This window comes from Stenotrophomonas sp. ESTM1D_MKCIP4_1 (genome assembly GCF_003086895.1).
Lineage (GTDB): Bacteria > Pseudomonadota > Gammaproteobacteria > Xanthomonadales > Xanthomonadaceae > Stenotrophomonas.
This window is the reverse complement of record NZ_CP026004.1, coordinates 69,129-90,915: the sequence shown is the minus strand read 5'-3', so window position 1 is coordinate 90,915 and position 21,787 is coordinate 69,129. Positions and strand designations below refer to the sequence as shown.

The window sequence follows — 21,787 nt, the reverse complement described above, 5'->3', positions numbered from 1 at the left end:
AACAGCGGGCATTCCGTGGGTTGGCGGGGCACTGTGGGTTTGCGGGGACGCCGTGAACCCATCCTGAAGTGACCCCCAAAAGCTGGACATTGGGGGATCAGGCGGCCAGTTGGGCCTGTTCCCGGTACTTTACCGGGCTCAGGCCCTTCAACTTCAGTTTGACCCGGTCTTCGTTGTAGTACCGGATGTACTCAGCCAGCCCAGCCTCCAGGCTGTCGATGCTGTCAAAGCTGTTCAGGTAGAAGAATTCCGACTTCAGCGTCCCGAAGAAGCTCTCCATCGCCGCATTGCCCAGGCAGTTTCCGCGCCGGGACATGCTCTGCTTCAGTGCGCGCGCCTGGAGCTTGTGCCGGTACTTTTCATGCTGGTACTGCCAGCCCTGGTCGGAGTGGATCATCGGTCGATCCTCGGGCGAGAGTTTCTGGATGGCTTGGTCCAGCATCTGCCCCACCAGATCGAACACCGGCCGGCGCTTCATCTGGTAGGCCACGATCTCACCGTTGTACAGGTCCATGATCGGCGACAGATAGAGCTTCATGCCCTTCACCTTGAACTCGGTTACGTCGGTCACCCATTTCTGGTTGGGCAGCTCGGCATGAAATTGGCGGTCCATTTCGTTGGGCACCACCACATTGGCCGCTCCCTTGAAGGCGCGGTAGCGCTTGACGCGCACTCGCGACTGCAGCCCCATTTCAGCCATCAGGCGCTGTACGCGCTTGTGGTTGATCGTCTCGCCTTGGTTGACCAGCTCCAGCGTTACGCTGCGGTAGCCGTAGCGTCCTTGGCTATGCTCGTAAATCGCACGCACACGCTCACGCAGATCGGCCTCGCCCTTATCGGGATTGGCCAGAACATGCATCTGGTAGTAGAACGTGCTGCGCGACAACTCGGCCGCTTCGAGCAAAAGCGGCAGTGCGTAGGTCAGCCTCAATCCTTGGACGGCTTGCGCTTTTCTTGCCGCGCCGCCTGCTCTTCCCGGATCAAGGCATCGAGTTTTTTTAGGTAGGCGGTCTCCGCACGCAGATAGGCCACTTCTTTCAGGAGCTCATCGCGGCTCATGTCCTCGGCGGGCTTGGACGAGCGGGTCTTTTTCATCGATTTTGGTGGCGGTGGTGGAGGTGGCCCCAGCGCTTGAGCGCCGGCGTGAGCATACAACCGTTGCCATCGCCCCACCGCACCGGCATCTCCGATCTGGAAGTATGTCGTGGCCTCTCGTGCCGACATGCCCTCCTGGCCCATCTTCTCCAGGACATTCAGCTTGAACTGGAGGTCATAGGATCGAGGTTTGCGCTGAAACCCTTGCCGGCCATGCAGCCGGTAGGTCGCAGCCCATCGCCTGACCGTGGAGAACTCAAGGCCATGGCGGCGGGCAACCGCCTTGACCGATGTGGAGCTTTTGCAGGCCTCTTTGGCGACCTGCAATTTGAAACGAACCTCATATCTATTCATATAACCCTCGGAGTTGGATCAGGTGTCCAACTCCGGGGGTCACTTCATGGATGGGTTCACGGCGTCCCCCTCAACCGGACCCACCCCGCCATCCCACGGAATGCGCGCACTTGACGTTGCCGTTGATCAGCAGCGGGTGCAGGGCTGCAAGCCCTGCAATCCCAAACCACTCAGTACAGCGTGCGCTCGGGCGCACCGGCCGGTGGCGGGGTGTACTGGTACAGCCAGGTCTCGGTGAGGGGCTTGCCGCCACTGCGCAGGTACAGGCGGATGTCGATCTGCTCGGTGCTGCCTTCCGGCGGCACCAGGTCGAACATCGCACGGTAACCGTCGATCTCGCGCAGCGGTCGCGCCGACACGATCTCGACCCGGCCGCGGCTGGCTTCCACCACCGCCTCCACTTCACCCTTGTCGATCAGCGCAGCCAGCTCGCCCCCCTTGAAGTCCACCGCAAAGCGCCAGCTGAAATACTCGCGCTTCTTGCCCACCACGCCACCCAGGCCGGTGTGGGTGGCCACGCAGTGCGCCAGCGGCGTGCGTGCCGGCGGCTCGGCGCCCCAGAACAGACGGTAGCCGACCAGCAGCTCCTGGCCCGGCTGCGGCTTCTGCTTCGGGTTCCAGAAGGCCACGATGTTGTCGAAGGTCTCGTCCACGGTGGGAATTTCCACCAGCTGCACCGAGCCATCACCCCACTCGCCCTTCGGTTCGACCCACAGGCACGGGCGCTTCTCGTAGAACACGCCGTCATCCTGGTAATGGTCGAAATTGCGGTCGCGCTGCAGCAGGCCGAAGCCGCGCGGGTTGTGGTCGACGAACATGTTGAAGCGCAGGTTGCGCGGGTTCACCAACGGCCGCCAGATCCATTCGCCGGCACCGGTCCACATCGAAAGGCCATCGGTGTCGTGGATTTCCGGCCGCCAGTCCCAGCCCATGCGGCGGTCGTTCTCGCCCACCTGGTACATGCTGGTGCACGGGGCGATGCCCAGGCGCTCGATGGCCTTGCGCGGGTACAGCGCGCTGTCGATGTCCATCAACAGCACGTCGCCGTTGGTGATGGCAAATCGGTAGGCGCCGGCCACGCTGGGCGAATCGAGCAGGCCATAGACCACGATCGTGTCCGAGTCGGCCGCCGGCTGTTCCAGGTAATAGGCGATGAAATCGGGGAATTCCTCTGGCTTGCCCATGCCGGTATCGATGGCCAGCGCGCGCGCCGACTGCCCGTACTGGCCTTCCTTGCCGACGGCGCGGAAGTAGCTGGCGCCGAGGAAGGCGGCGAAGTCGCGGTCGGTGTCCTTGCGGGTGTTCAGGCGGAAGCCGGCGAACCCCAGGTCGGCCGGCAGCTCGCCGTTCTTCAGGCCACTCCTGCCGTAGTTGAACGCCGCGCCGTCATAGGCCAGTTCCTGCGCCTTGCCGTCCACCACATCGAACATGCGCACCGGGGAATGGAAGTACAGGCCCAGATGGAAGAACTTGGCCTGGAATTTGCCGGGCTGGTCGGCCCACAACGCGTGGTCCTGGCGGTACCCGATGGACTGGTACTGGTCCCAGTCCAGCGCTTCCAGGCGGCCGGGCAGCACCCGCTTGTGGCTCTGGTAGGGCGCCTGCGCCAGCGCGCGGGCCTGGCCCTTCAGGGTGGCGAAATCGAACGGCTGCGGCTGGCCGAGCCGGCGCAGGCCGAGCTGGCCGCTCTTCCCGGCCGCGCAGGCCGGCAGGGTCGGCAGGCCAAAGGCGGCCAGGGCCAGGGAGGCATTGCGGAGGAAGTCGCGTCGTTGCATGCAGGCGCGGAAGCAAGGGAAAGGTCGGCCATCATAGGCAGACAAACGTTAACGGGCAGCGGAGGGCTGTACGGCCGGTTCAGCCGGCGCCAGCGTGGCCAACCGTGCGTCCAGCTCACGCAGCGCCGGCGCCATCGCCCCGCGCTGGGCCAGCAGCAGTTGCCGCGCTTCGGCAAGCGCCGCGCGCGCGGCGGCGGGCTGCCCGGCCTGCTGCAGCGCCTGCGCCTGTGCCAGCAGGGCCTGTGGCAGCAGCGCGGTGTGGTCGGGTTGGCGCCAGATCGCCACCGCCCGGGCAAAGTGCCGGGCGGCCAGGACGGGGTCGCCGCGGTCGCTGGCCCATTGCCCCAGTGCGAATTCACCCTGGCCAACCTCGCGGTGGTCCGGGCCCAATGCGCCCAGCAGCAGCGCCTGCACCTGCTGCAGATCCTGCCCCGCCCGCTCACCCTGCCCCCGCTGCAGCGCCAGCATCGCGCGGGCGCGGCGCACCACCAGCGCCTCGGGATGGCGCGGGCCCCAGGCATCCTGCGCGGCCTGCCAGGCCAGATCCAGCTCGGTGGCGGCGGCCTCGGTCCTGCCCTGTCGTGCCAGCACCTCGCCCAGCTGCCGGTGCAGGCCGATCACCTGCGGGCTGCGGTTGTCGGCGGGCTGGTCCAGCAGGGACAGCGCCTGCTGGTAGCCGGCCAGCGCGGCGGACAGGTGCCCGGCACTCGCATCCAGCCCGGCCAGGTCAGCCAGTGATTCGGCGCGGCCAAAGCGCTGGCCGATGCCCTGGTGGCGCAGAGCGAGGGCGCGCTCGAACGAGGCACGTGCCGCCTCCGCGTCGCCCAGCTGCGCCTGGCAGCGCCCCAACTGGCTATGGAATTCGGCCACCGTCGCCGGCAATGCGTCGGCCTGGCGGGCAGCCAGGGCCTGCAGCGGCTGCAGGTGCGCCAGGCAATCGCGGTCGCGCCCCAGCATGCGCAGCGCACGCCCGCGCTGGGTCACCGCGTCCAGCTGCAGGGCCGGCGGTACCTCATCGACCTGCTGCAGCAGACGGCGCTGCTGGTCCAGCGTCTGCAGGGCCAGCTGGTAGTCGCCCAGGCCGATGCGCAGGCGGCCGATCACGCCTTCCAGCTCGGCCAGCGCCAGCGGCTGGTCGGCCAGCTCGGCCTCGCCACGCTGCTGCCCGGTAGCCAGCAGCTGCGGCACGTCGAAATGGCCATGGCGCTCACTGGCCGCCTTGTCGAACAGCCCGACCGTGAAATCCTGCATCGCCTGCGCGCGGGCCATTTCCACCTGCGCCTGGCGCGCCTGCCACAGTGCGATGGAGGTGGTACCGAGCAGGGCCAGCACCGCCAGCGATGCCAGCGCGACGCCCCAGCGGTGCCGGCCGATGTACTTGTTGACGCGGTAGCCCATGCCCGGCGGTCGGGCCTGGATCGGGCGGCCCTGCAGGTAGCGCTGCAGGTCGCCTGCCAGGGCTTCGGCCGACGCATAGCGTTGGCCAGGATCCTTCTGCAGCGCTTTTTCCAGCAGTACGTCCAGGTCACCGCGCAGCTGCCGGGCCTGCCGTTGCAGTGCACGCCGCGCCGCGCCGGGCTGATCCGCCAGCCGCTGCAGCAGGACCGACGCGCGTGGCGCCTGCACGTCCAGGATCGAACGCTCCCATTCGGCATCGCTGTGCCGGCGCAGGCGGTAGGGCTTGTGCCCGGTTACGACCTCGAACAGCACCACGCCCAGCGAATAGACATCGGTGAGGGTTGTCACCGCCTCGCCACGTACCTGTTCCGGGGCGGCGTAGTGCAGGGTGAATGCACGCACCTCGGTGGGCGGGTGGGTCGCATCGGCATCGTCGTGGTCGAGCAGCGCGGCGATGCCGAAATCGAGCAGCTTCACCGTGCCATCGGCGCGGACCAGGATGTTGGAGGGCTTCAGGTCACGGTGAACCACCAGGTTGGCGTGGGCGTGGCTGACCACCGCACACACCTGCAGCATCAGCTGCAGGCGGGTCTCCAGCGGAGGCTGCAGGCGCCGGCAGTAATCGCTGATCGGTTCGCCTTCCACGTAGTCCAGCGCCAGATAGGGCTGGCCGTGCTGGTCCACGCCGGCATCCAGCAGCTGGGCCAGGTGCGGGTGCTGCAGCCGGGCCAGGATCTGCCGTTCGCGGCCGAAGCGCTGGCGCAGGCCGGGGTCGGCCACGCCACTGCGCAACAGCTTCAGGGCCACCTGCCGCTCGTACAGGCCGTCGCAGCGTTCGGCCAGCCACACCTCGCCCATGCCGCCCTCGCCCAGCGGGCCCAGCAGGCGGTACGGGCCCACCTGGCTGCCGGCGCGCCCCGAGGGCGAAGCCGTCCACAGCGGCTGGGCCATGAACTCCCGGCTGTCGGCCTCCTGCTGCAGCAGGCGTTCCAGGTCACGGCCCAGGGTAGGGTCATGCGCGGCCAGCCGCTGCAGGCGCAGCTGCCGTGCCTCGGGGGCCAGCTCCAGCAGCTGGTCCAGCCAGGACGACAGTTGCTGCCAGCGCGCGGCATCCATGGTCGCTCCGCGCGCCTCAGTCGCCGCGCATCGCCGCCAGCAGGAACAGCCGTGCCTTCTGCCAGTCACGGCGGATGCTGCGCTCCGAGCGCTGGCTGAGTTCGGCGATCTCCAGTTCGGACAGGCCCGCGAAGTAGCGCAGTTCGACCACACGTGCCAGATGCGCATCGACGGCCTGCAGGCGCTCCAGGGCCACGTCCAGGGCCAGCAGGTCCTCGTCCAGGCGGACGCCGCTGCTGCTGTTCTCGGGAATCTCGGCCACCCGCTTCAGGTCGCCGCCGCGCTTGCGCGCCAGCCGGTTGCGCGCGTAATCGACCACCACGCTGCGCATGGCCGAGGCGGCATAGGCAAAGAAATGGGCACGATCCTCGAAGCGCGCCGCGCCGCGGCTGCCCAGCAGCTTCAGGTAGGACTCGTGCACCAGCGAGGTGGCATCCAGCGTGCGCCCCTGCTGGCCGGCCAACTGGCGCCGGGCCATGCCATGCAGCTCCTGGTACAGCGTGGTCAGCACGCGGTCCAGTGCGGTGCGGTCACCGCCACGCGCGGCATCAAGCCAGACGGTGATATCCGGTCCTTCGTCCATCGCAACCTCCCCCCGCAGCGGATGCTGTGCGGACTATAACGCTGCCGGTGTGCGCTGCATGAAGATATTCAGCGCTGGCAGCGGCTGCACCACACGCTGGCGCGCTGGCCGATCATCGCGTGCTTGAGCGGCCTGCCGCACTGCGGGCACGGCAGGCCGTCGCGGCCATAGACCAGCAGTTCCTGCTCGAAGTAGCCCGGAGCGCCGTCGGGGCTGATGAAATCCCGCAGGGTGGTGCCACCGCGGGTGATGGCATAGCCGAGGGTGTCCTTCACCTCGCGGGCCAGCCGCCGGTAGCGCTCGCGCGACACCTTGCCGGCTTCGCGCAGCGGGCTGATGCCGGCCTTGAACAGGCTTTCAGCGGCGTAGATGTTGCCGACGCCCACCACCACCGCCTGGTCCATCAGGAAGGTCTTCACCGGTGCGCTGCGGCCGCGGCTGCGCTCGAACAGGTAATCGCCGTCGAAGGCCTCGTCCAGCGGCTCCGGGCCCAGGCCCTGCAGCAGCGGGTGCACCTCGCCGGCTGGCTGCCAGAGCAGGCTGCCGAAGCGACGCGGGTCGTTGAAACGCAGCAGGCGGCCGTTGTCCAGGCTGATATCCACATGGTCGTGCGTGCGCAGCGGGGTGTCACCCGGCAGCACGCGCAGGCTGCCGGACATGCCCAGATGCAGTACGGCGCTGCCCACAGCGGTATCCAGCAGCAGGTACTTGGCCCGGCGGCGCACCGCGTCGATGCGCTGGCCCGGCAGCTGCTCGGCCACCTCCGGTGGTATCGGCCAGCGCAGGTCGGCGCGGCGCAGGATCACCCCGTGGACGCGGCGGCCTTCCAGATGCGGCGCCAGGCCGCGGCGGGTGGTTTCTACTTCGGGCAGTTCAGGCATGGGGGGATTCTACGCCGGGCCGTGCGAAGCGGCCGGCACGGCACGGCGACGGTGCAGTGTCAGCGCGGCGGTGCCGAAAGTTCGCGTGCATCCAGGTAGCCATCCCCGTTGGCATCCTGCTTGTGGAAGCGCTGCACGATGACCTGCCGCTGCTGTTCGCGGGTGATCGGCCTGCCCTTGCCGCCGGGCAGTTCATCGGCGGTCAGCACGCCATCGCGGTTGCGATCCATGTGATCGAAGGCGTACAGCATCCACTGCACGTACTCCGATTCGCTCACCCTGCCATCGCCATCGCTGTCCATGCGCTGCAGGTAGGTGGCCGTGTCACTGACCTGCGCGGAGGCGGCCAGCGGCAGCAGGCACAGCATTGGAACCAGCAGCTGCCTCATGCGCCCACCAGGGTGTAGCCCTTCAGCCGCGCGGCATAGGCCTGCAGGGCGGCGATGCCGCTTTCCTCGGCCTCGTGGCACCACGCCTGCAGCTGGCGCAGGCGCTCGGCGGCATCATGGCCACGGGCTTCCAGCAGCGCAGCCAGGCGCGCGCGGTATTCCACCAGGGTGCGGATGCGCGGGCGCTGTGCCACCCATTCGCTGAGCTGGGCGCGGCTGTCCGGCTGCAACCACCGCCCGTCGTTGACCAGGCCCCGGCGCAGGCGGCGCGGCAGCAGGCGCCGCAGCTTCGCTCCGGCCTGGGTGGCCTCTTCGCGCAGGGCCGGCATGAACACGTTGCGCTGGTAGTCGGTCATTGCCTGGAAGCGGTGCGACAGCAGCGCCTTCAGGGTTTCGGCATCGGGCACGGCGATGTTCGGGCGCACGTCCATGGCTGGCGCCACCCGCAGCACCTTGGCCAGGCGCAGCGCCTGCAGCAGGCGGATCGCACTCCAGCCGATGTCGAACTCCCAGCGCCGCATCGCAAAGCGCGCCGAACTGGGGAAAGCATGGTGGTTGTTGTGCAGTTCCTCGCCACCGATCCAGAACGCCCACGGCGTCAGGTTGGTGGAGGTGTCGGCCGATTCGTAGTTGCGGTAGCCCCACCAGTGGCCCAGGCCGTTGACCACGCCGGCTGCCCAGAACGGAATCCAGGCCATCTGGATCGCCCACAGGGCCACGCCGGGCAGGCCGAACAGCACGCTGTTGATGGCCAGCAGCAGGATCGGACCGAGGGTGGCACGCGGGGTGTACAGGTGGCGCTCGATGGCATCATCGGGGGTGCCACGGCCGTACTGCTCGATATCGGCGCGCATGCCGCGCGCCTCGCGGTACAGCTCCACGCCGTGCCAGAACACCTTGCCGATGCCGCGGGTGACCGGGCTGTGCGGGTCGTCCTCGGTTTCCACCTTGGCGTGGTGCTTGCGGTGGATGGCCACCCATTCGCGGGTGATCATCGAGGTGGTCAGCCACAGCCAGAAGCGGAACGCGTGCGCCACCACGGGATGGAAATCGACCCCGCGATGGGCCTGGCTGCGGTGCAGATAAAGGGTGACCGAGAAGATGGTGAGCTGGGTGAACACCAGCAGCACCCCCAGCATGGCCCAGCCGCCCAGGCCGAGCACGCCACCGGTGAGCAGGGAGATCAGGGCATCGGACATGGCGGCACTCCGGATCAACGCAGGGATGGCAGACATGATGGGCGCTTGGGTTGCAAACTGCACCCTCGCGGCGGTATTCCTGCACCGTCATAAAGTGGCACTGTTCACAGTTGGGGACCTGAGTTGTCGAGCCTTGATCCGCGCGCCCGCGCCGTTACCACTGCCCCGTCCACCGCGGAGCTGCCCCCCCTGATCGAGCTGGACCATGCCAGCGTCATCCGCGGCCAGGTGAAGGTCCTGCACGGGCTCAGCCTGCGCATCGCCCAGGGCCAGCACACCGCGCTGCTGGGCCCGAACGGGTGCGGCAAATCGACCTTCATCAAGCTGATCACCCGCGAGCTGTACCCGCTGGCCCAGGCCGACGGCCGGGTGGCAGTGAAAGTGCTGGGGCAGAACCGCTGGCAGGTCGATCGCCTGCGTTCGCAGCTGGGCATCGTCACCGGCGACCTCAGCAGTAACCTGTCCGACATGCCCGGGCTGACCGTGGAACAGGCGGTGTTGTCCGGCTTCTTCGCCAGCTATGTAGTGCCGGCCTTCCGCGAAGTGACGGCGGACATGCTGGCGCGGGTGGGTGAGACACTGGCCATGACCGGCGCGCTGGCCCTGCGCGAACGCGCCTACGCCGAACTGTCAGCCGGCGAGACGCGCCGCGTGCTGATTGCCCGCGCCCTGGTCAACCGGCCGCAGGCGCTGCTGCTGGATGAACCCTCCACCGGCCTGGACCTGGTGGCGCGGCAGCAGCTGGTGGCCACCATGCGCGTGCTCGCCCAGCAGGGCATCACCCTGGTGCTGGTGACCCACCATATCGAGGAAGTGATTCCCGAGATCGAGCGCGTGGTACTGCTGCGCGACGGCCGCGTACTGGCCGATGGCACCCGCGATGAACTGCTGCGTGACGAACCGCTGTCGGCGGTGTTCGGCGGGGCCATCAGCGTGGTCGAGCACGACGGGCGGCTGACCGCGTACGCGGGGTAGAAGCCATCGGCAGGCACGGCGGCATGGCGGCATGGCGGCATGGCGGTAGAGTCGACTGTCAGTCGACTATCGCGCACAGCGCGGGATGTTCGCGGTCTGAACGAAGAGCAGTCGACTGACAGTCGACTCTACCCCGCCGTGGTTTCCCCCCGCGCCGCCGTTGCTCAGAACCGCAGCGCCAGCGCGCGCGATTCGATCGGCGCCATCCGGCTCTGGTCCTGCAACTGCAGATCGCGCAGTTCATAGGGCGCGCCAAAGCCGGCCGGCAGTGCAGCCCGGTCAAAGGGCAGCACCAGCGCGCCACGGCCGGCACTCTCGAACCACGCTGCCGCGTGCGCCTGGGCCACCGGCTTCAGCTGACCGTCGGCCCCGGTGGCGTACAGCGTGCCGCGTGCTTCGTAGCGCCCGGCCGCCGCCACCTGCAGCGGCAGGCTGACCTGGCGGCTGGCAGTGTCGGGCGTGGCCTGGCCACTGAAACGTGCGGTGGGTTGCGCCACGGCGAAGGCCACCTTGCCATCACGCAGCACACCATCGGCCTGGGAAAACACCTGCAGTTCCCACAGGCCCTGCACACTGCTGGCCTCGGCCGGGATGCGCACCTGTGCCTGCAGGCGTCCATCAGCAGTGCGCCGCAACCGCTGCGGCCAGCTGCGGCCATCCGGGGCCACCAGCAGGGCTTCACCGCCGAAGCTGCCGCGGCGCGCGGTCAACGTCGCGGCGCTCGCGCCATCCTCCAGCAGGCGTGCCTGCAGCTGCACGCTGCCACCGGCCAGCACGTGCGCCTGCTGCGCCTGTACTTCCAGCCGCACGGGGCTGTTGGGTTCCAGCACCTGCACCACGTAGCGCCCCTGCGCCTGCGCGCTCTGCAGCCGGTAGACGCCCACCGCGCTGCTGGCACCGGTACGCAGCATGCTGCTGCCATCGCTCACCGCCATGCCGGCGGCCTGCAGCTGGCGCGCATCCACGCTGCGTGCAACCGTGGTGCGGCCGGCAGCATCACGCACCTGCAGCGCTTCGGCAGGCAGCGCGCGCGCGCCCGCACCGGGGCTGAGCTGGATCACCGCATCCGGTGCGGTCAGCGGCAGGTCCAGGCCGCGCTGCAGTTCGGCTGCGTCGACCTGCTGCCAATAGCTGCGGCTGACCGCCGCGTAGGTGCCCGGCGCCTGCAACGGCTGGGTCGGGTCCAGCGCCCACGCGAAGGCCAGCGGCACACGTTCGCTATCATCGGCTGGCAGCGGCGCTGCCACCAGTGTCAGCGGAACCTGGTCACCGGTAACGGCGGCACGCAGCGCCTGCGCGGCCTGTGCGGGTGCTGCAGCAAGCGTGGCAGCGGCGCCCATTGCGGCCGCAGCCAGCAGGGTGGAATGCATCTTCATGGTCATCTCCCTCACTGGGTCAGGTCGTTGCGCAGGATCGTGCCCAGGCCGAAACACTCGCGCCGGCTCTGGTTGTGGCTCAGCGGCTCGGCGCCCTGGGTGCGCGCCTTGTCGGTGAACAGGACGCTGCCGGCGGCCCTCTGGCTGCTGCATTCCAGGAAGCCGTCCGAACAGGACGACAGCCAGTTCTGGGTGAATTCCAGGCCGACGTTGGCCGCGTAGCCGCCGCAGTAGCTGTTGCTGTCCCAGACCGCCGATTCGACATCGCTGCCGACCACCGCGCGGAACGGCTTGGGCAACGCGGGACGGCCCGCCGTGCCATACAGGTTCTGCGCGTTGTAGGTGGCCATGTGGCCGACCTGCTGCATGCGCACGGCGTCGTTCTGGTAGCCCAGCAGCCAGCCCAGCGAGCTCTCGAAGGTGTTGCCGTTGATCACCGCATCCGCCAGCGGCGTGCCGGCCGAGGACGGTGCCAGCGCGGTGACCTTGCGCAGCGTGCTGATGATCTTCGGGTAGCGGCTGTCGTAGGTGGGGTTGGACAGGATCCAGCGCACCACGTTGCCGCCGTTGGAATGGGTGATGACCACCAGCTGGGTGATGCCGCGGCTGTCGATGAAGCCGGTCAGCTGCCCGGCCAGGCAGCCGGCTGCCTCCGGCTTCCACATGTACTGGGTGAAATCGCAGTTGATCACCACGTAGTTGCTGCTGTTCGGCAGCCCCTGGCGCACGGTGTCGATGATGGCCGGCTGCCAGTAGTCCTGGGTGGCGTTGGTCTGCGCGCCGGTGCCGTGCACGAAAGCCACGCCGTAGACATCGGCGGCGATCACCGGGGGGCTGGCCAGGCCCAGCAGCAGGGCCAAAGCGGTACTTCCTGTTGCGGTGCTGCGCATCGCATCTCTCCCTCATCAGCGGATCCCCCCGGCCCGGCTGTGAGCCGATGCTCGTCGTCCGCCTATGTGAAAGTCCGTGCGCTGCGCCCAAATTCGGGCCATTGGCGACATCTAATGTCGTTTATTGCACGTTCGTGACCCTCCACACGCACCATGCCGGGTCTGGCTGTATGACCGATGGACGCTGCAGGCAGCGGGAGGGGCTGCGATCATGGCCGCTGTGTTTCCTGTCTCGAGCCTGCCCATGTCTTTGCCTGCCCTCCCCGCCCGTCCCCTGCTCGGCCTGGCCATTGCCCTGTCGCTGGCCGGTTGCGCGACCACCGCCACCCCGCCGACAGCCGTGGAAGCCACCATCACCACCAAGGCGTTGGGCTATCTGGACAAGGCGGCCGTGCCGGCCAGCATCGCCCTGGTACCGGCACCGCCGGCCGCCGGTTCGGCCGGTTTCGCACTGGATGAGCAGGTGAGCCGCGAGGCCCGTGCCCTGCGCGGCACGCCGCGCTTTGCCCAGGCCACCGGCGATGCCGAACTCGGTTTCCCGGAAGGCGCCAACCAGTTCTCCTGCGCCGCCGATATCGACGTGGACGCCGTGAAGACGCCGGCCCTGTACCGCCTGCTGGAACGCAGCCGCATCGATGCCAGCGCCGCCACCAAGGCAGCGAAGAACCAGTACCAGCGGCCGCGCCCGTTCATGGTCAACGGCGAGCCGACCTGCACGCCCGACGATGAAGCCGGGCTGCGAAAGAACGGCTCGTACCCGTCAGGCCACACCTCCATCGGCTGGGCCTGGGCGCTGATCCTGTCGGAGATCGCCCCGGACCGCGCCGACGCCATCCAGGCGCGCGGCCGCAACTACGGCGAGAGCCGCCTGGTGTGCAACGTGCACTGGCAGAGCGACATCCTCGAAGGGCGTTTCATGGGCGCGGCTGCGGTGGCCCGCCTGCATGACAACGCGGCGTTCAACAAGGATCTGCTGGCGGCGCGCAAGGAAATCGCTGCTGCGCGCAAGGCCGGCCTGCATTCCAGCCGCGACTGCGCCGCCGAGGAAGCGGTACTGAAGGTACGCCCGGAAAGCGCGCTGTAAGCGCATACCGGATTGGTCGCTGCCGGCCAGCGGCCGGTACTACCGGGTCGTTGAAAGCAGAAGGGCCGGCATTGCGCCGGCCCTTCTTCATTGCATTACGCCATCAACCGCATCAGAACTTCGCGGTGAACTCGACGCCGAACGTGCGCGGCTCGTTGAGGAAGCCGGTCAGGTTGTTGAAGTCGATCGCACCGACCACGCGGGTCTGGTTGGTCAGGTTGCGGCCGAACACGGCCACGTCGTACTGGCCGTAATCCCAGTTGTAGCCCACGCGCAGGCCGCCTTCCAGCGAGCTGCGGCTGCGGAACTCCGGCGACTCGTACAGGAAGAAGTTCACCGGGCTCTTGTACGCCCAGTCGGTGTAGACGTAGATCTCGCTGGCGTCGTTCACCGGGAAGCCGGCACGCAGGGTCAGGTTGTGGATCCACTTCGGCGCCTGCGGCAGCGGGTTGCCGTTGACCAGCGCGTAGGTGCCGCCGTTGATGACGGTGGTCGGGTCGGTGATGGTGCAGCCGCCGCCACAGATCGCCACGGCCAGATTCTTGTCCTTGATCTCGGTGTCGTTGTAGCTGCTGCCCAGGGTCATCAGCACGTGATCGGTCAGGTAGGCCTCGAAGTCCAGCTCGAAGCCCTGGCCGAGGGTCTTGTCGGCGTTGAGCAGGGTGGCGGTGTTGTTGCTGCCACCCACGGCGATCAGCTGCTGGCCATCAACGTTGTAGCGGAACACGTTGAAGCCCAGGCGGGCGCGACGGTCGAACAGGTCGGCCTTGATGCCGGCTTCATACGAAATCACCTTTTCCGAATCGGCCTGGGTCACGCCGCCGAATGCCAGGCGACCCTGGATCGACGGTGCACGGAAGCCCTTGGCCACACGCGCGTAGGCGTTGATGTTGTCGGTGATCTGGTAGACGCCGCTCAGGTCCCAGCTGACATCGTCGACATCGCTGTTGGCCAGGTACGGGCCGCTGACCGGCGTGCCGCCCGGCACGGCCTGCAGCACGCTGGCGGTGAAGTCCTTCTTGTCCTGGGTGTAGCGCACGCCGGCACGCAGCTTGAAGCGGTCGGTCACGTCCAGGTCGCCCGAGGCGAACGCCGCCCAGGCCTTGTTGCGCTGGCTCTGCACGGCGTGGCCGGTCTGCGGGTTGCCCGGGGTCAGCGAGTCGTAGTTGAAGCTGTCGATGGTGACGTCTTCATCGAAGTAGAACACGCCGGCCTGCCAGTCGAAGCGGCCCCATTCGTTGGATTCGACGCGGAATTCCTGCGTCCACTGGCGGTGGTGCGGCAGGCCGTCGGCCGATTCGGACGGGAACGGAATGAAGCCCGGGCCGTAGTTGCCCGCGCCCAGGAACGAGGCGCCGTAGCCGCCATCGACGTCGCCGTGGTTGAGCGATTCGGCGGTTTCGTAGCCGGTGATCGAGTGCAGGGTGACCCGGCCCAGGTCCCACTTGATGCGCGCGCTGCCGCCCCAGGTTTCCAGGTTGGAGAAGTTCAGGCCATCGGTGGAGACCTTGTCGCGGTCGAAGTTCTCGACCAGCGCATTGCTGCCGGGCTGGATGATGTTGGCGCGGAACAGGCGCGCGGTGCCGTTGAGCTTGCGCTTGTGCAGGTTGAACAGCGCTTCCACATCATCGCCTTCGTACAGGAACTGCACGCGGCCTGCGGCTTCGTCATAGCCTTCAAAGCCCGAGCTCGGCGCGCTGGCGACGGTGTTGTCCACGTAGTTGTCGCGGCGCTGGTACAGCGCCGACACGCGGGCCGACCAGCGGCTGGTCAGCGGGCCGCCGTAGGCGCCCTGCACGTTCCAGGTGTCATAGCTGCCGTAGGACACCTTCACGTAGCCATCGGCATCCTGCGACGGGCGCGCCGAATCGAACTTCACCACGCCGGCCGGGGTGTTGCGGCCGAACAGCGTGCCCTGCGGGCCACGCAGCACTTCCACGCCGGCCAGGTCGAACAGCGGGAAGCCCTTCAGCAACGGGCTTTCCTGCACCACATCGTCATACACCAGCGATACCGGCTGCGATGCATTGAGATCGAAATCGGTGTTGCCCAGGCCGCGGATGTAGAAGCGCGGGAAGGCACGACCGTAGGACGATTCGATGTTCAGGCTGGGCACGCGCGCGGACAGGAAGCGGATGTCATCGCCGGCCGAGCCGAGCACATCCAGCTTCTCGCCCTGGATGGCGGTGATTGCGACCGGCACGTCCTTGGCGTTCTCGACGCGGCGCTGCGCGGTTACCTGGAGGGCATCGAGGGCAACCGGATCCTTGGCAGCGGGGGTTTCCTGGGCGGCTGCTACCAGCGGCAGCAGGGCGGAAAGAGCGGCAACGAGGGGGCGCGCGACCGGAAGGCGGCCACGGGAAGTGCGGGTCGGAGACATGGCGGTAGGCTGTGTTTGGAGGGGTGGTAAAACGGCGCTACCAGATAATTGTTGCAATACAGCACCCGCGCCGCAAATGCCGATCGTTCATGGCCTGCGTTCCGCAGTGCCGCCGACGGGCCGCTGCACGTGCTTTTTTCCCCTGCAGCAGCGCGCTTGCGATGTCCCTGGGGTCCTTGCGTGCCAGTAGCCAGACCGGGCACATCCGGCCCGCCCATCGGGCTGCCGGAGCGCCATCGTGCGCAGCAGAGTGCGCGGGGCCTGGCCTGCCGGGCCTGCACCAAGCCGGAGCCTTCGATGAATCGGTCCGGCCCCCACCCTGCCCGGCCCGCAGCAGCTTCGGTATGCTGGCGCCCTTTCCTGAATCCGGCGCCCCGAGCGCATTGCCGATGAGCCTGTTCCGCCCCCGCGTGCTGCTGTCCGTCGCCCTGCTCGGCCTGTTGGCCGGCTGCGGTGGTGAAGAGGTCCGCCCCACGCCGCCGCCGCAACCCACCGTGGTGCCGCAGGCCAAGCCGGTGAAGATCGGCATCGCCCTCGGCGGTGGCGCGGCCAAGGGGTTTGCCCACATCGGCGTGATCAAGATGCTGGAAGCCAATGGCTTCGAGCCGGTCGTGGTGTCGGGCACCAGCGCCGGCAGCGTGGTCGGCGCGCTGTATGCCAGTGGCATGGACGCGTTCCAGATGCAGAGCAGGGCGGTGGCGCTGGATGAAGCCAGCATCCGCGACGTGCGCCTGTTCTCCGGCGGCCTGGTGCAGGGCCAGAAACTGCAGGACTACGTCAACGAGCAGGTGGCCAACCGCCCGGCCGAAAAGCTGAAGAAGCCGTTCGCCGCCGTTGCCACCCAGCTGGAAACCGGCGAGCGCGCGATCTTCGTGCGCGGCAACGTCGGCCAGGCGGTGCGCGCGTCCAGCAGCATCCCCGGCGTGTTCGAGCCGGTGAAGATCGGTGGCCGCAACTACATCGACGGCGGCGTGGTCAGCCCGGTGCCGGTGGACGCCGCGCGCCAGCTGGGTGCCGAGTTCGTCATCGCCGTGGACATCTCCAGCAAGGCCAGTGGCAAGGCGCCGACCGGCATGCTGGGCATCGTCAACCAGTCGATCGCGATCATGGGCCAGCGCCTGGGCGAACAGGAGCTGGCGCGCGCCGACATCGTGATCCGGCCGAAGGTGCTGGATATCGGTGCCGCCGATTTCAGCCAGCGTGGCACCGCCATCCTCGAAGGCGAAAAGGCCGCGATGGCAGCCATGCCGCAGATCCGCGCGAAGATCCTGCAGCTGCAGAAGGCGCGCGCCGCCGCGCTGGCTCCGCCTGCCCCGGTAGTGGCGCCGAAGTGCGATGAGCCTTCGCGGCTGGGCAAGCTGATGGGCCGCAAGGAAAAGTGCTGAACGCCCCGAGCCGTCGGCGCTGAGCAGCGCCGCGCCTAGCGCGTGCGCGCGGGCCGGTAGCCACTGGCCTGTTGCCGCTCACGCCTGCGTGCCTGCCGTGCCTGTTCCTGCAGCGCCGCCGTGTGCTTCAGCTGCTCCATGCCGTCGGCGGGCAGATGCAGCTGGCGGCACGCGCGGGTGAGCGCCAGATAGACCGCGCGCACCGGGTTGTGCCAGATGCGTTCGCCCTGCCCCGCACTGAAGCAGCCGGGCGCCAGCGAGACCACGTCGAACTGCAGGTTCTTCGCATGTTCGGCCAGGCACAGGGCCACCCGCGCATCGGCGGGCGTGTCCTGCTCATCGAGCACCTGCAGCAGTGACTGCACCCGGTCAGCCGATGCGAACAGTTCGGCCCACCCGCCCTGCCCTTCCTCGGCCTGCACGCGCTGCCATTCCGAGGTTGCTTCGTTGTCACGCCGCCGGCGCCATGCGTCCAGCGGACGCTGCAGCGCGCTGCGCAGCGCGCGCAGCGATGCCGGGTGCAGGTAAGGCCGCAGCCCCCTCGCCTGCAGCTGCGCGGCATCCAGGGCCAGATCGCTGGCGTTGCCATGGATGCGCAGGCCCTTGGCCGGTGCCTGCGACCAGTGCCGGTAATACAGCACACCAGTAGCGCGATCGGCGGCGCCGACGAACGGACCGCTGTCCTGACCCAGGCCATCCAGTGCCAACGCCTGGTTCACCAGACCGTCGACCTGGTTGCCCTGGCGCACCGACTGGTGCATTTCCAGCACCTTCGATGCCGCCCAGCGCGGCACCGTGCCGGTCAGGCACTGGTGCGGATCGCCGAGGCTGACCACGCCGGGTGCATGGCCGGCCAGCAGCTGCTTCCACGACGGGCTCAGATCGTGCGCTTCGTCCACCAGCAGCATGCCCATGTCCGGCGGCGGGGTGACCCCGCGCAGCGCCAGCCACTTGCCGATATGTGCCGGGCTCAGGCTCAGCAGGGCGCCGCGCTGCAGCTCGTCATCGAACATGCTGCGCCAGACGTGCTCGGCGGCGGCCAGGTACGGCGATACATCCAGCATCGCGGCGGGCACCGACCGGTCGAAATGCTGGAAAGCCATGCGCGGCGCGGACGATGCGCACCAGCGGTTGATCGCCTCGAAGGCGGTCAGCAGCACCTGCTCGGGGCTGCGCCCACCGATGCCCTGCAGGCCGATGCGGCCGGCGATTTCGCGTGGGGTGCGGGTGCTGCGCCGGTAGCTGGCGACAAAGCCGCCGGTCTGGCCGCTGCGCGCGGCGTGCTGGGCCACGCGGTTGGCGAATTCGATCTGGGTCAGCAGGCGTACCGCAGTGCTGGCCGGGACGCGGGCGCGGAACGCCTCCACCTGGCCACGCGACGGTGCCACGTAGGTATAGCGGCCCGGCCGTGCGTCCATCAGCGCCAGCACCAGATGGCCCTTGCCGGTACCGGCATAGCCATCGAGGTCGATCAGCTCATCGGGGTTGGCCGCGATGGCACGCAGCACGCGGGCCTGCTCGGAGGTGTACAGGCCATGGTGCTGCACGGCCCGCGCGTCGCTGCCGGCAGCCTCGTCCGCGTGGTCATCTTCATCGTCGCTGGCGAAGGCGGCCGGGAAATGGATCTCCTCCTCGGCCAGGGTCTGCTGGCAGGCCTGCTGCAGGGCCAGGCCGGGATACTCGCGCGGCGACTGCGCGATGACCTCCTGCAGGATCTCCGGGGGGGCCAGCAGCACGCCATGGGCGGCCAGCGCCGCCAGCCAGGCATCCAGTTCCGGCTGGCCACCACCGCCCGTTCCGGTCAGCTGCGTGGCGGCGGCTTCGTTGCTGGCGAACAGCGCACAGGCGTCGTGCAGCAGCCGCTCGATCACGGCCGGCGCATGCAGGCGCGTGCGGCACAGCTGCGCAGCCATCAGCCCGGCCTGTTCCAGCGCGGTCTGCGGTGGCGTTCCATGGGCGATGTAACGCGCCAGCGACTTGCGCTGCAGCGGCAGGAAGGTGGGGGTGAGCACCGTGTGCTGGAGTTCGGACATGCCTGGAACCGGAAGGAGACGCTGCGCCGCGCGCAGGGCGGTGATGCTCGACTACCCGCCCGACGCCGTCAAATCAGGGCCGCAGGCTCATTCCAGCTGTGACAGCGGCAGCGCCTGGAAGCCCTTCACCGTGCGCAGCACGAAGCTGGAATTGGCGTCGGCCACACCCCCGGCATTGAGCAGCTTGTCCAGCAGGAAGCGCGAAAAATGCTCCAGATCGCGCACGTAGACGTGCAGCAGGTAGTCCATGTCGCCGGTCAGGGCATGGCAGGCCACCACTTCATCCCAGCCCAGCACGCTGTCCACGAAGTGGCCGATGGCGGCCTGGTCGTGTTTTTCCAGCTGCACGCGGACAAAGGCCTGCAGGCCCAGGCGCAGCTGGCGCGGTTCCAGGCGGGCGCCGTAACCGACAATCACCCCTTCGCTTTCCAGCCGCTGCAGGCGGCGCAGGCAGGCCGACGGCGACAGGTTCACCCGCGTCGCCAACTCGGCGTTGGTGGCGCGACCATCGCGCTGGATTTCGGCCAACAGGCGTATATCCGTGCGATCGAACTGGACTTCTCCGGCCATTGCTGCCCCGCAACACGGTGAGTACGCAACGATATTGCGCCACGAGGCCCATTACGCGCAACTTTTGCAACCCTGTTGCGCGCGCCCTGCCCTAGCATCACCGGTATCCCTTCAAGGAGTGCCCCATGGACCTCGCCCAGCCCCGCCGCGTCGAACACCAGCAGACCGACAAGGGCTACGTGCCGGTGTACACCACCGCGCTCGTCGAGCAACCGTGGGAGACCTACACCGCCGACGACCACGCCACCTGGAGCACGCTTTACCAGCGCCAGCGCGAGCTGCTGGTCGGCCGCGCCTGCCAGGAGTTCCTCGACGCCCAGGACGAGATGGGCATGAACGCGCACATGATTCCGCGCTTCGACCAGCTCAACGAAGTGCTGGGCGCGGCCACCGGCTGGACCCTGGTGGGCGTGGAAGGCCTGCTGCCGGAACTGGATTTCTTCGACCACCTGGCCAACCGCCGTTTCCCCGTGACCTGGTGGATCCGCCGACCGGACCAGATCGACTACATCGCCGAACCGGACCTGTTCCACGATCTGTTCGGCCACGTGCCGCTGCTGATGAACCCCGTGTTCGCCGACTACATGGAGGCCTACGGCCGCGGTGGTGTCAAAGCGCATGCCATCGGCCCGGATGCGCTGCAGAACCTCACGCGCCTGTACTGGTACACGGTGGAGTTCGGCCTGATCGACACCCCCGAGGGCCTGCGCATCTACGGCGCCGGCATCGTCTCGTCCAAGGGCGAATCGCTGTACTCGCTGGAATCAGCCGCGCCCAACCGCATCGGCTTCGACCTGCAGCGGATCATGCGCACGAAGTACCGCATCGACACCTTCCAGAAGACCTACTTCGTCATCGACAGCTTCGAGCAGCTGATGCAGGCCACCTCGCCGGACTTCACCCCGATCTACACCGCGCTGGCCGACCAGGCGCACCTGCCGGCCGGTGAAGTGCAGGCCGATGACCGCCTGTTGCAGGCCGGTACGGGCGAGGGCTGGGCGGACGGTGGCGACGTCTGAGGCCACTACCTGGCCATTGGGGTCAGATCCCTTTCGCACGAAAGGGCTCTGACCCCGAAGACCGCCGGTCAGCGCGGTCGATCGTGAAGCGGCGTGGGCAGTTGATTGAGCCGCTGCAGGACGGCGTGCGCGTGATAGGTACGTCCCCAGCGACGATCGTTACCGGGGACAAGGATTCCCTCCGACTCAAGCGCGTAGATGCCCGTCAGGGCAGAGCGGTCAGACACCTCAAGCAACGCAGCCACCTGGCCCGCGGTCACCACCGGGTGCCCGATCAGCAGTGGCGGAAGCCTGCGTGCCACCGAATCACGGCGATACCCTTGCAGTTGAGTCTCCCACGCTGCCGTCAGCCGGGACATGTCATCGGCGATGGAAATCGCGTCATGGGCAGACTCCACCACGGCCTGGCACAGCATGTCCATCCACGGTCCCCACTCACCGCGAAGCTGCACGTGGTTGAGTGCGTCGTAGTAGGCGCTCCTGTTGCGCAGCAAGGCGCCAGAAAGATAGAGCGGTGGGTGGTGTTCGGCGGCGAGGATCAACGGCAGCAGCAGCCTTCCCATGCGCCCATTGCCATCCTTGTAGGGATGGATGGTTTCAAACTGGGCGTGGGCGATTGCGAGCTGCGCAATGATGTTGAGCTCGAACTGCTCTTCCTCGGCGGGCTCGTATTTCAGCATGGCGTGCTCGAGTTCCCGCATGGCTTGGTCAATGCGATCGGGCGGCGACGGCACGAAGCGGGCATCCTCCGGTCGTCCGCCCAGCGCGCCGATGATGGCCTGCTCCTGGCGATAGCATCCCTTTGGAAAGTCGTCGGCGGCGTCCTGCATCAGTACCGCGTGCAGTTGGTTCACCAGGGTGAGATCGAGTGCCTTGCGTCCGTTGGCGCGCACGGCATCGAGGCCCAGTTGCAAGGCCTGTACGTAGCGCTCGGTCACCACGACATCGGCTGGCAGGCCATCCAGGCCGAGGGTGGCTTCAAACACCAGCAGTTCATCCAGGTTGGTCTGGGTCCCCTCGATCTGGGAGCTTTGCACAGCTTCGCGCCGTGCAAGTGTTCGAGTGACCAGGTCGGGCGCAGGCCAGTGCCGCATCGCTTGATCCAGCCGGACCAGCGAGGCATTCGCCTCGATAAGGCGCTGGCGCGAGCCCGTATGCCCTTCCGGCAACCGGCGGGGTGTCGGCGGGGGTGTCATGGCCAGCAGGTTGGGCCGCCCTTCCACCGGGACCAGATAGGCCTGCAAGGGGCCTGCAATGTCTGCCCGGCGCATCGAACATCTCCGCA

Annotated in this window: 17 protein-coding genes; 4 read left to right on the top strand and 13 right to left on the bottom strand. The window is 68.0% G+C overall.

The features are described 5' to 3' along the window. Window positions 1-97: 97 nt before the first annotated feature. The 7 genes from C1924_RS00350 to C1924_RS00320 form a co-directional block, all read right to left on the bottom strand. A protein-coding gene (locus tag C1924_RS00350) for an IS3 family transposase (RefSeq protein WP_108763566.1) occupies window positions 98-1,449 on the bottom strand; the annotation gives its coding sequence in 2 pieces (ribosomal slippage) (window positions 98-1,002 and window positions 1,002-1,449; 1,353 coding nt in all). A 170-nt stretch (window positions 1,450-1,619) separates the two neighbouring features. Continuing rightward, window positions 1,620-3,224 (bottom strand): glucan biosynthesis protein D, encoded by a 1,605-nt coding sequence (locus C1924_RS00345; RefSeq protein ID WP_108763565.1) that lies wholly within the window; start codon window positions 3,222-3,224, stop codon window positions 1,620-1,622. Between the two features lie 48 nt (window positions 3,225-3,272). After that, a complete protein-coding gene (locus C1924_RS00340) occupies window positions 3,273-5,738 on the bottom strand; it encodes a serine/threonine-protein kinase (protein WP_108763564.1) in 2,466 nt (821 codons plus the stop codon). Between the two features lie 16 nt (window positions 5,739-5,754). Next, window positions 5,755-6,321 (bottom strand): ECF-type sigma factor, encoded by a 567-nt coding sequence (locus tag C1924_RS00335; protein ID WP_108763563.1) that lies wholly within the window; start codon window positions 6,319-6,321, stop codon window positions 5,755-5,757. Window positions 6,322-6,389: 68 nt separating this feature from the next. Continuing rightward, a complete protein-coding gene (gene mutM, locus C1924_RS00330) occupies window positions 6,390-7,202 on the bottom strand; it encodes a bifunctional DNA-formamidopyrimidine glycosylase/DNA-(apurinic or apyrimidinic site) lyase (protein WP_108763562.1) in 813 nt (270 codons plus the stop codon). A 59-nt stretch (window positions 7,203-7,261) separates the two neighbouring features. Continuing rightward, window positions 7,262-7,591, bottom strand: coding sequence for a hypothetical protein (locus C1924_RS00325; RefSeq protein ID WP_108763561.1), 330 nt, complete (start codon window positions 7,589-7,591; stop codon window positions 7,262-7,264). Continuing rightward, window positions 7,588-8,790, bottom strand: coding sequence for a fatty acid desaturase (locus tag C1924_RS00320; RefSeq protein WP_108763560.1), 1,203 nt, complete (start codon window positions 8,788-8,790; stop codon window positions 7,588-7,590). The genes C1924_RS00325 and C1924_RS00320 overlap by 4 nt, the downstream gene beginning before the upstream one ends. Window positions 8,791-8,979: 189 nt before the next feature. Here C1924_RS00320 and C1924_RS00315 point away from each other — a divergent pair, with 189 nt between their 5' ends. Continuing rightward, the gene (locus C1924_RS00315; protein ID WP_108766919.1) at window positions 8,980-9,765 is read left to right on the top strand and encodes an ATP-binding cassette domain-containing protein; all 786 of its coding nucleotides are present in this window, start codon (window positions 8,980-8,982) and stop codon (window positions 9,763-9,765) included. 164 nt (window positions 9,766-9,929) lie between these two features. On the opposite strand, the gene C1924_RS00310 is transcribed toward C1924_RS00315, so the two are convergent. Together C1924_RS00310 and C1924_RS00305 are read right to left on the bottom strand one after the other, a co-directional pair. Continuing rightward, window positions 9,930-11,141, bottom strand: a complete 1,212-nt coding sequence (locus C1924_RS00310; RefSeq protein ID WP_108766918.1) for a DUF4785 domain-containing protein — start codon at window positions 11,139-11,141, stop codon at window positions 9,930-9,932. An 11-nt stretch (window positions 11,142-11,152) separates the two neighbouring features. Beyond that, window positions 11,153-12,031: a hypothetical protein gene (locus C1924_RS00305; protein ID WP_108763559.1), complete on the bottom strand. Its 879-nt coding sequence runs from the start codon at window positions 12,029-12,031 to the stop codon at window positions 11,153-11,155. Between the two features lie 244 nt (window positions 12,032-12,275). Here C1924_RS00305 and C1924_RS00300 point away from each other — a divergent pair, with 244 nt between their 5' ends. Further along, a complete protein-coding gene (locus tag C1924_RS00300) occupies window positions 12,276-13,115 on the top strand; it encodes a phosphatase PAP2 family protein (protein ID WP_108763558.1) in 840 nt (279 codons plus the stop codon). A gap of 112 nt (window positions 13,116-13,227) precedes the next feature. On the opposite strand, the gene C1924_RS00295 is transcribed toward C1924_RS00300, so the two are convergent. Then, complete coding sequence (locus C1924_RS00295; RefSeq protein ID WP_108763557.1) at window positions 13,228-15,495, bottom strand: TonB-dependent receptor; 2,268 nt, start codon at window positions 15,493-15,495, stop codon at window positions 13,228-13,230. Between the two features lie 389 nt (window positions 15,496-15,884). Between C1924_RS00295 and C1924_RS00290 the strand changes: the two genes are divergently transcribed. Next, a complete protein-coding gene (locus C1924_RS00290) occupies window positions 15,885-16,880 on the top strand; it encodes a patatin-like phospholipase family protein (RefSeq protein ID WP_108763556.1) in 996 nt (331 codons plus the stop codon). A 35-nt stretch (window positions 16,881-16,915) separates the two neighbouring features. On the opposite strand, the gene C1924_RS00285 is transcribed toward C1924_RS00290, so the two are convergent. Both C1924_RS00285 and C1924_RS00280 read right to left on the bottom strand, forming a co-directional pair. Then, window positions 16,916-18,913 carry a hypothetical protein gene (locus C1924_RS00285; RefSeq protein WP_108763555.1) on the bottom strand — a complete coding sequence of 666 codons (1,998 nt, stop codon included), beginning with the start codon at window positions 18,911-18,913 and terminating at the stop codon, window positions 16,916-16,918. Between the two features lie 87 nt (window positions 18,914-19,000). Next, entirely contained in the window at window positions 19,001-19,483 is a 483-nt protein-coding gene (locus C1924_RS00280) for an Lrp/AsnC family transcriptional regulator (RefSeq protein WP_108763554.1), read from the bottom strand. A gap of 125 nt (window positions 19,484-19,608) precedes the next feature. On the opposite strand from C1924_RS00280, the gene phhA reads away from it, so the two are divergent. Further along, on the top strand, window positions 19,609-20,502 hold the full coding sequence (phhA, locus tag C1924_RS00275; RefSeq protein ID WP_108763553.1) for a phenylalanine 4-monooxygenase: 894 nt from the start codon (window positions 19,609-19,611) through the stop codon (window positions 20,500-20,502). 68 nt (window positions 20,503-20,570) lie between these two features. Here the strand turns inward: phhA and C1924_RS00270 are convergent, their stop codons facing one another. After that, entirely contained in the window at window positions 20,571-21,746 is a 1,176-nt protein-coding gene (locus tag C1924_RS00270; RefSeq protein ID WP_159094725.1) for a Fic/DOC family N-terminal domain-containing protein, read from the bottom strand. Window positions 21,747-21,787: the final 41 nt, after the last annotated feature.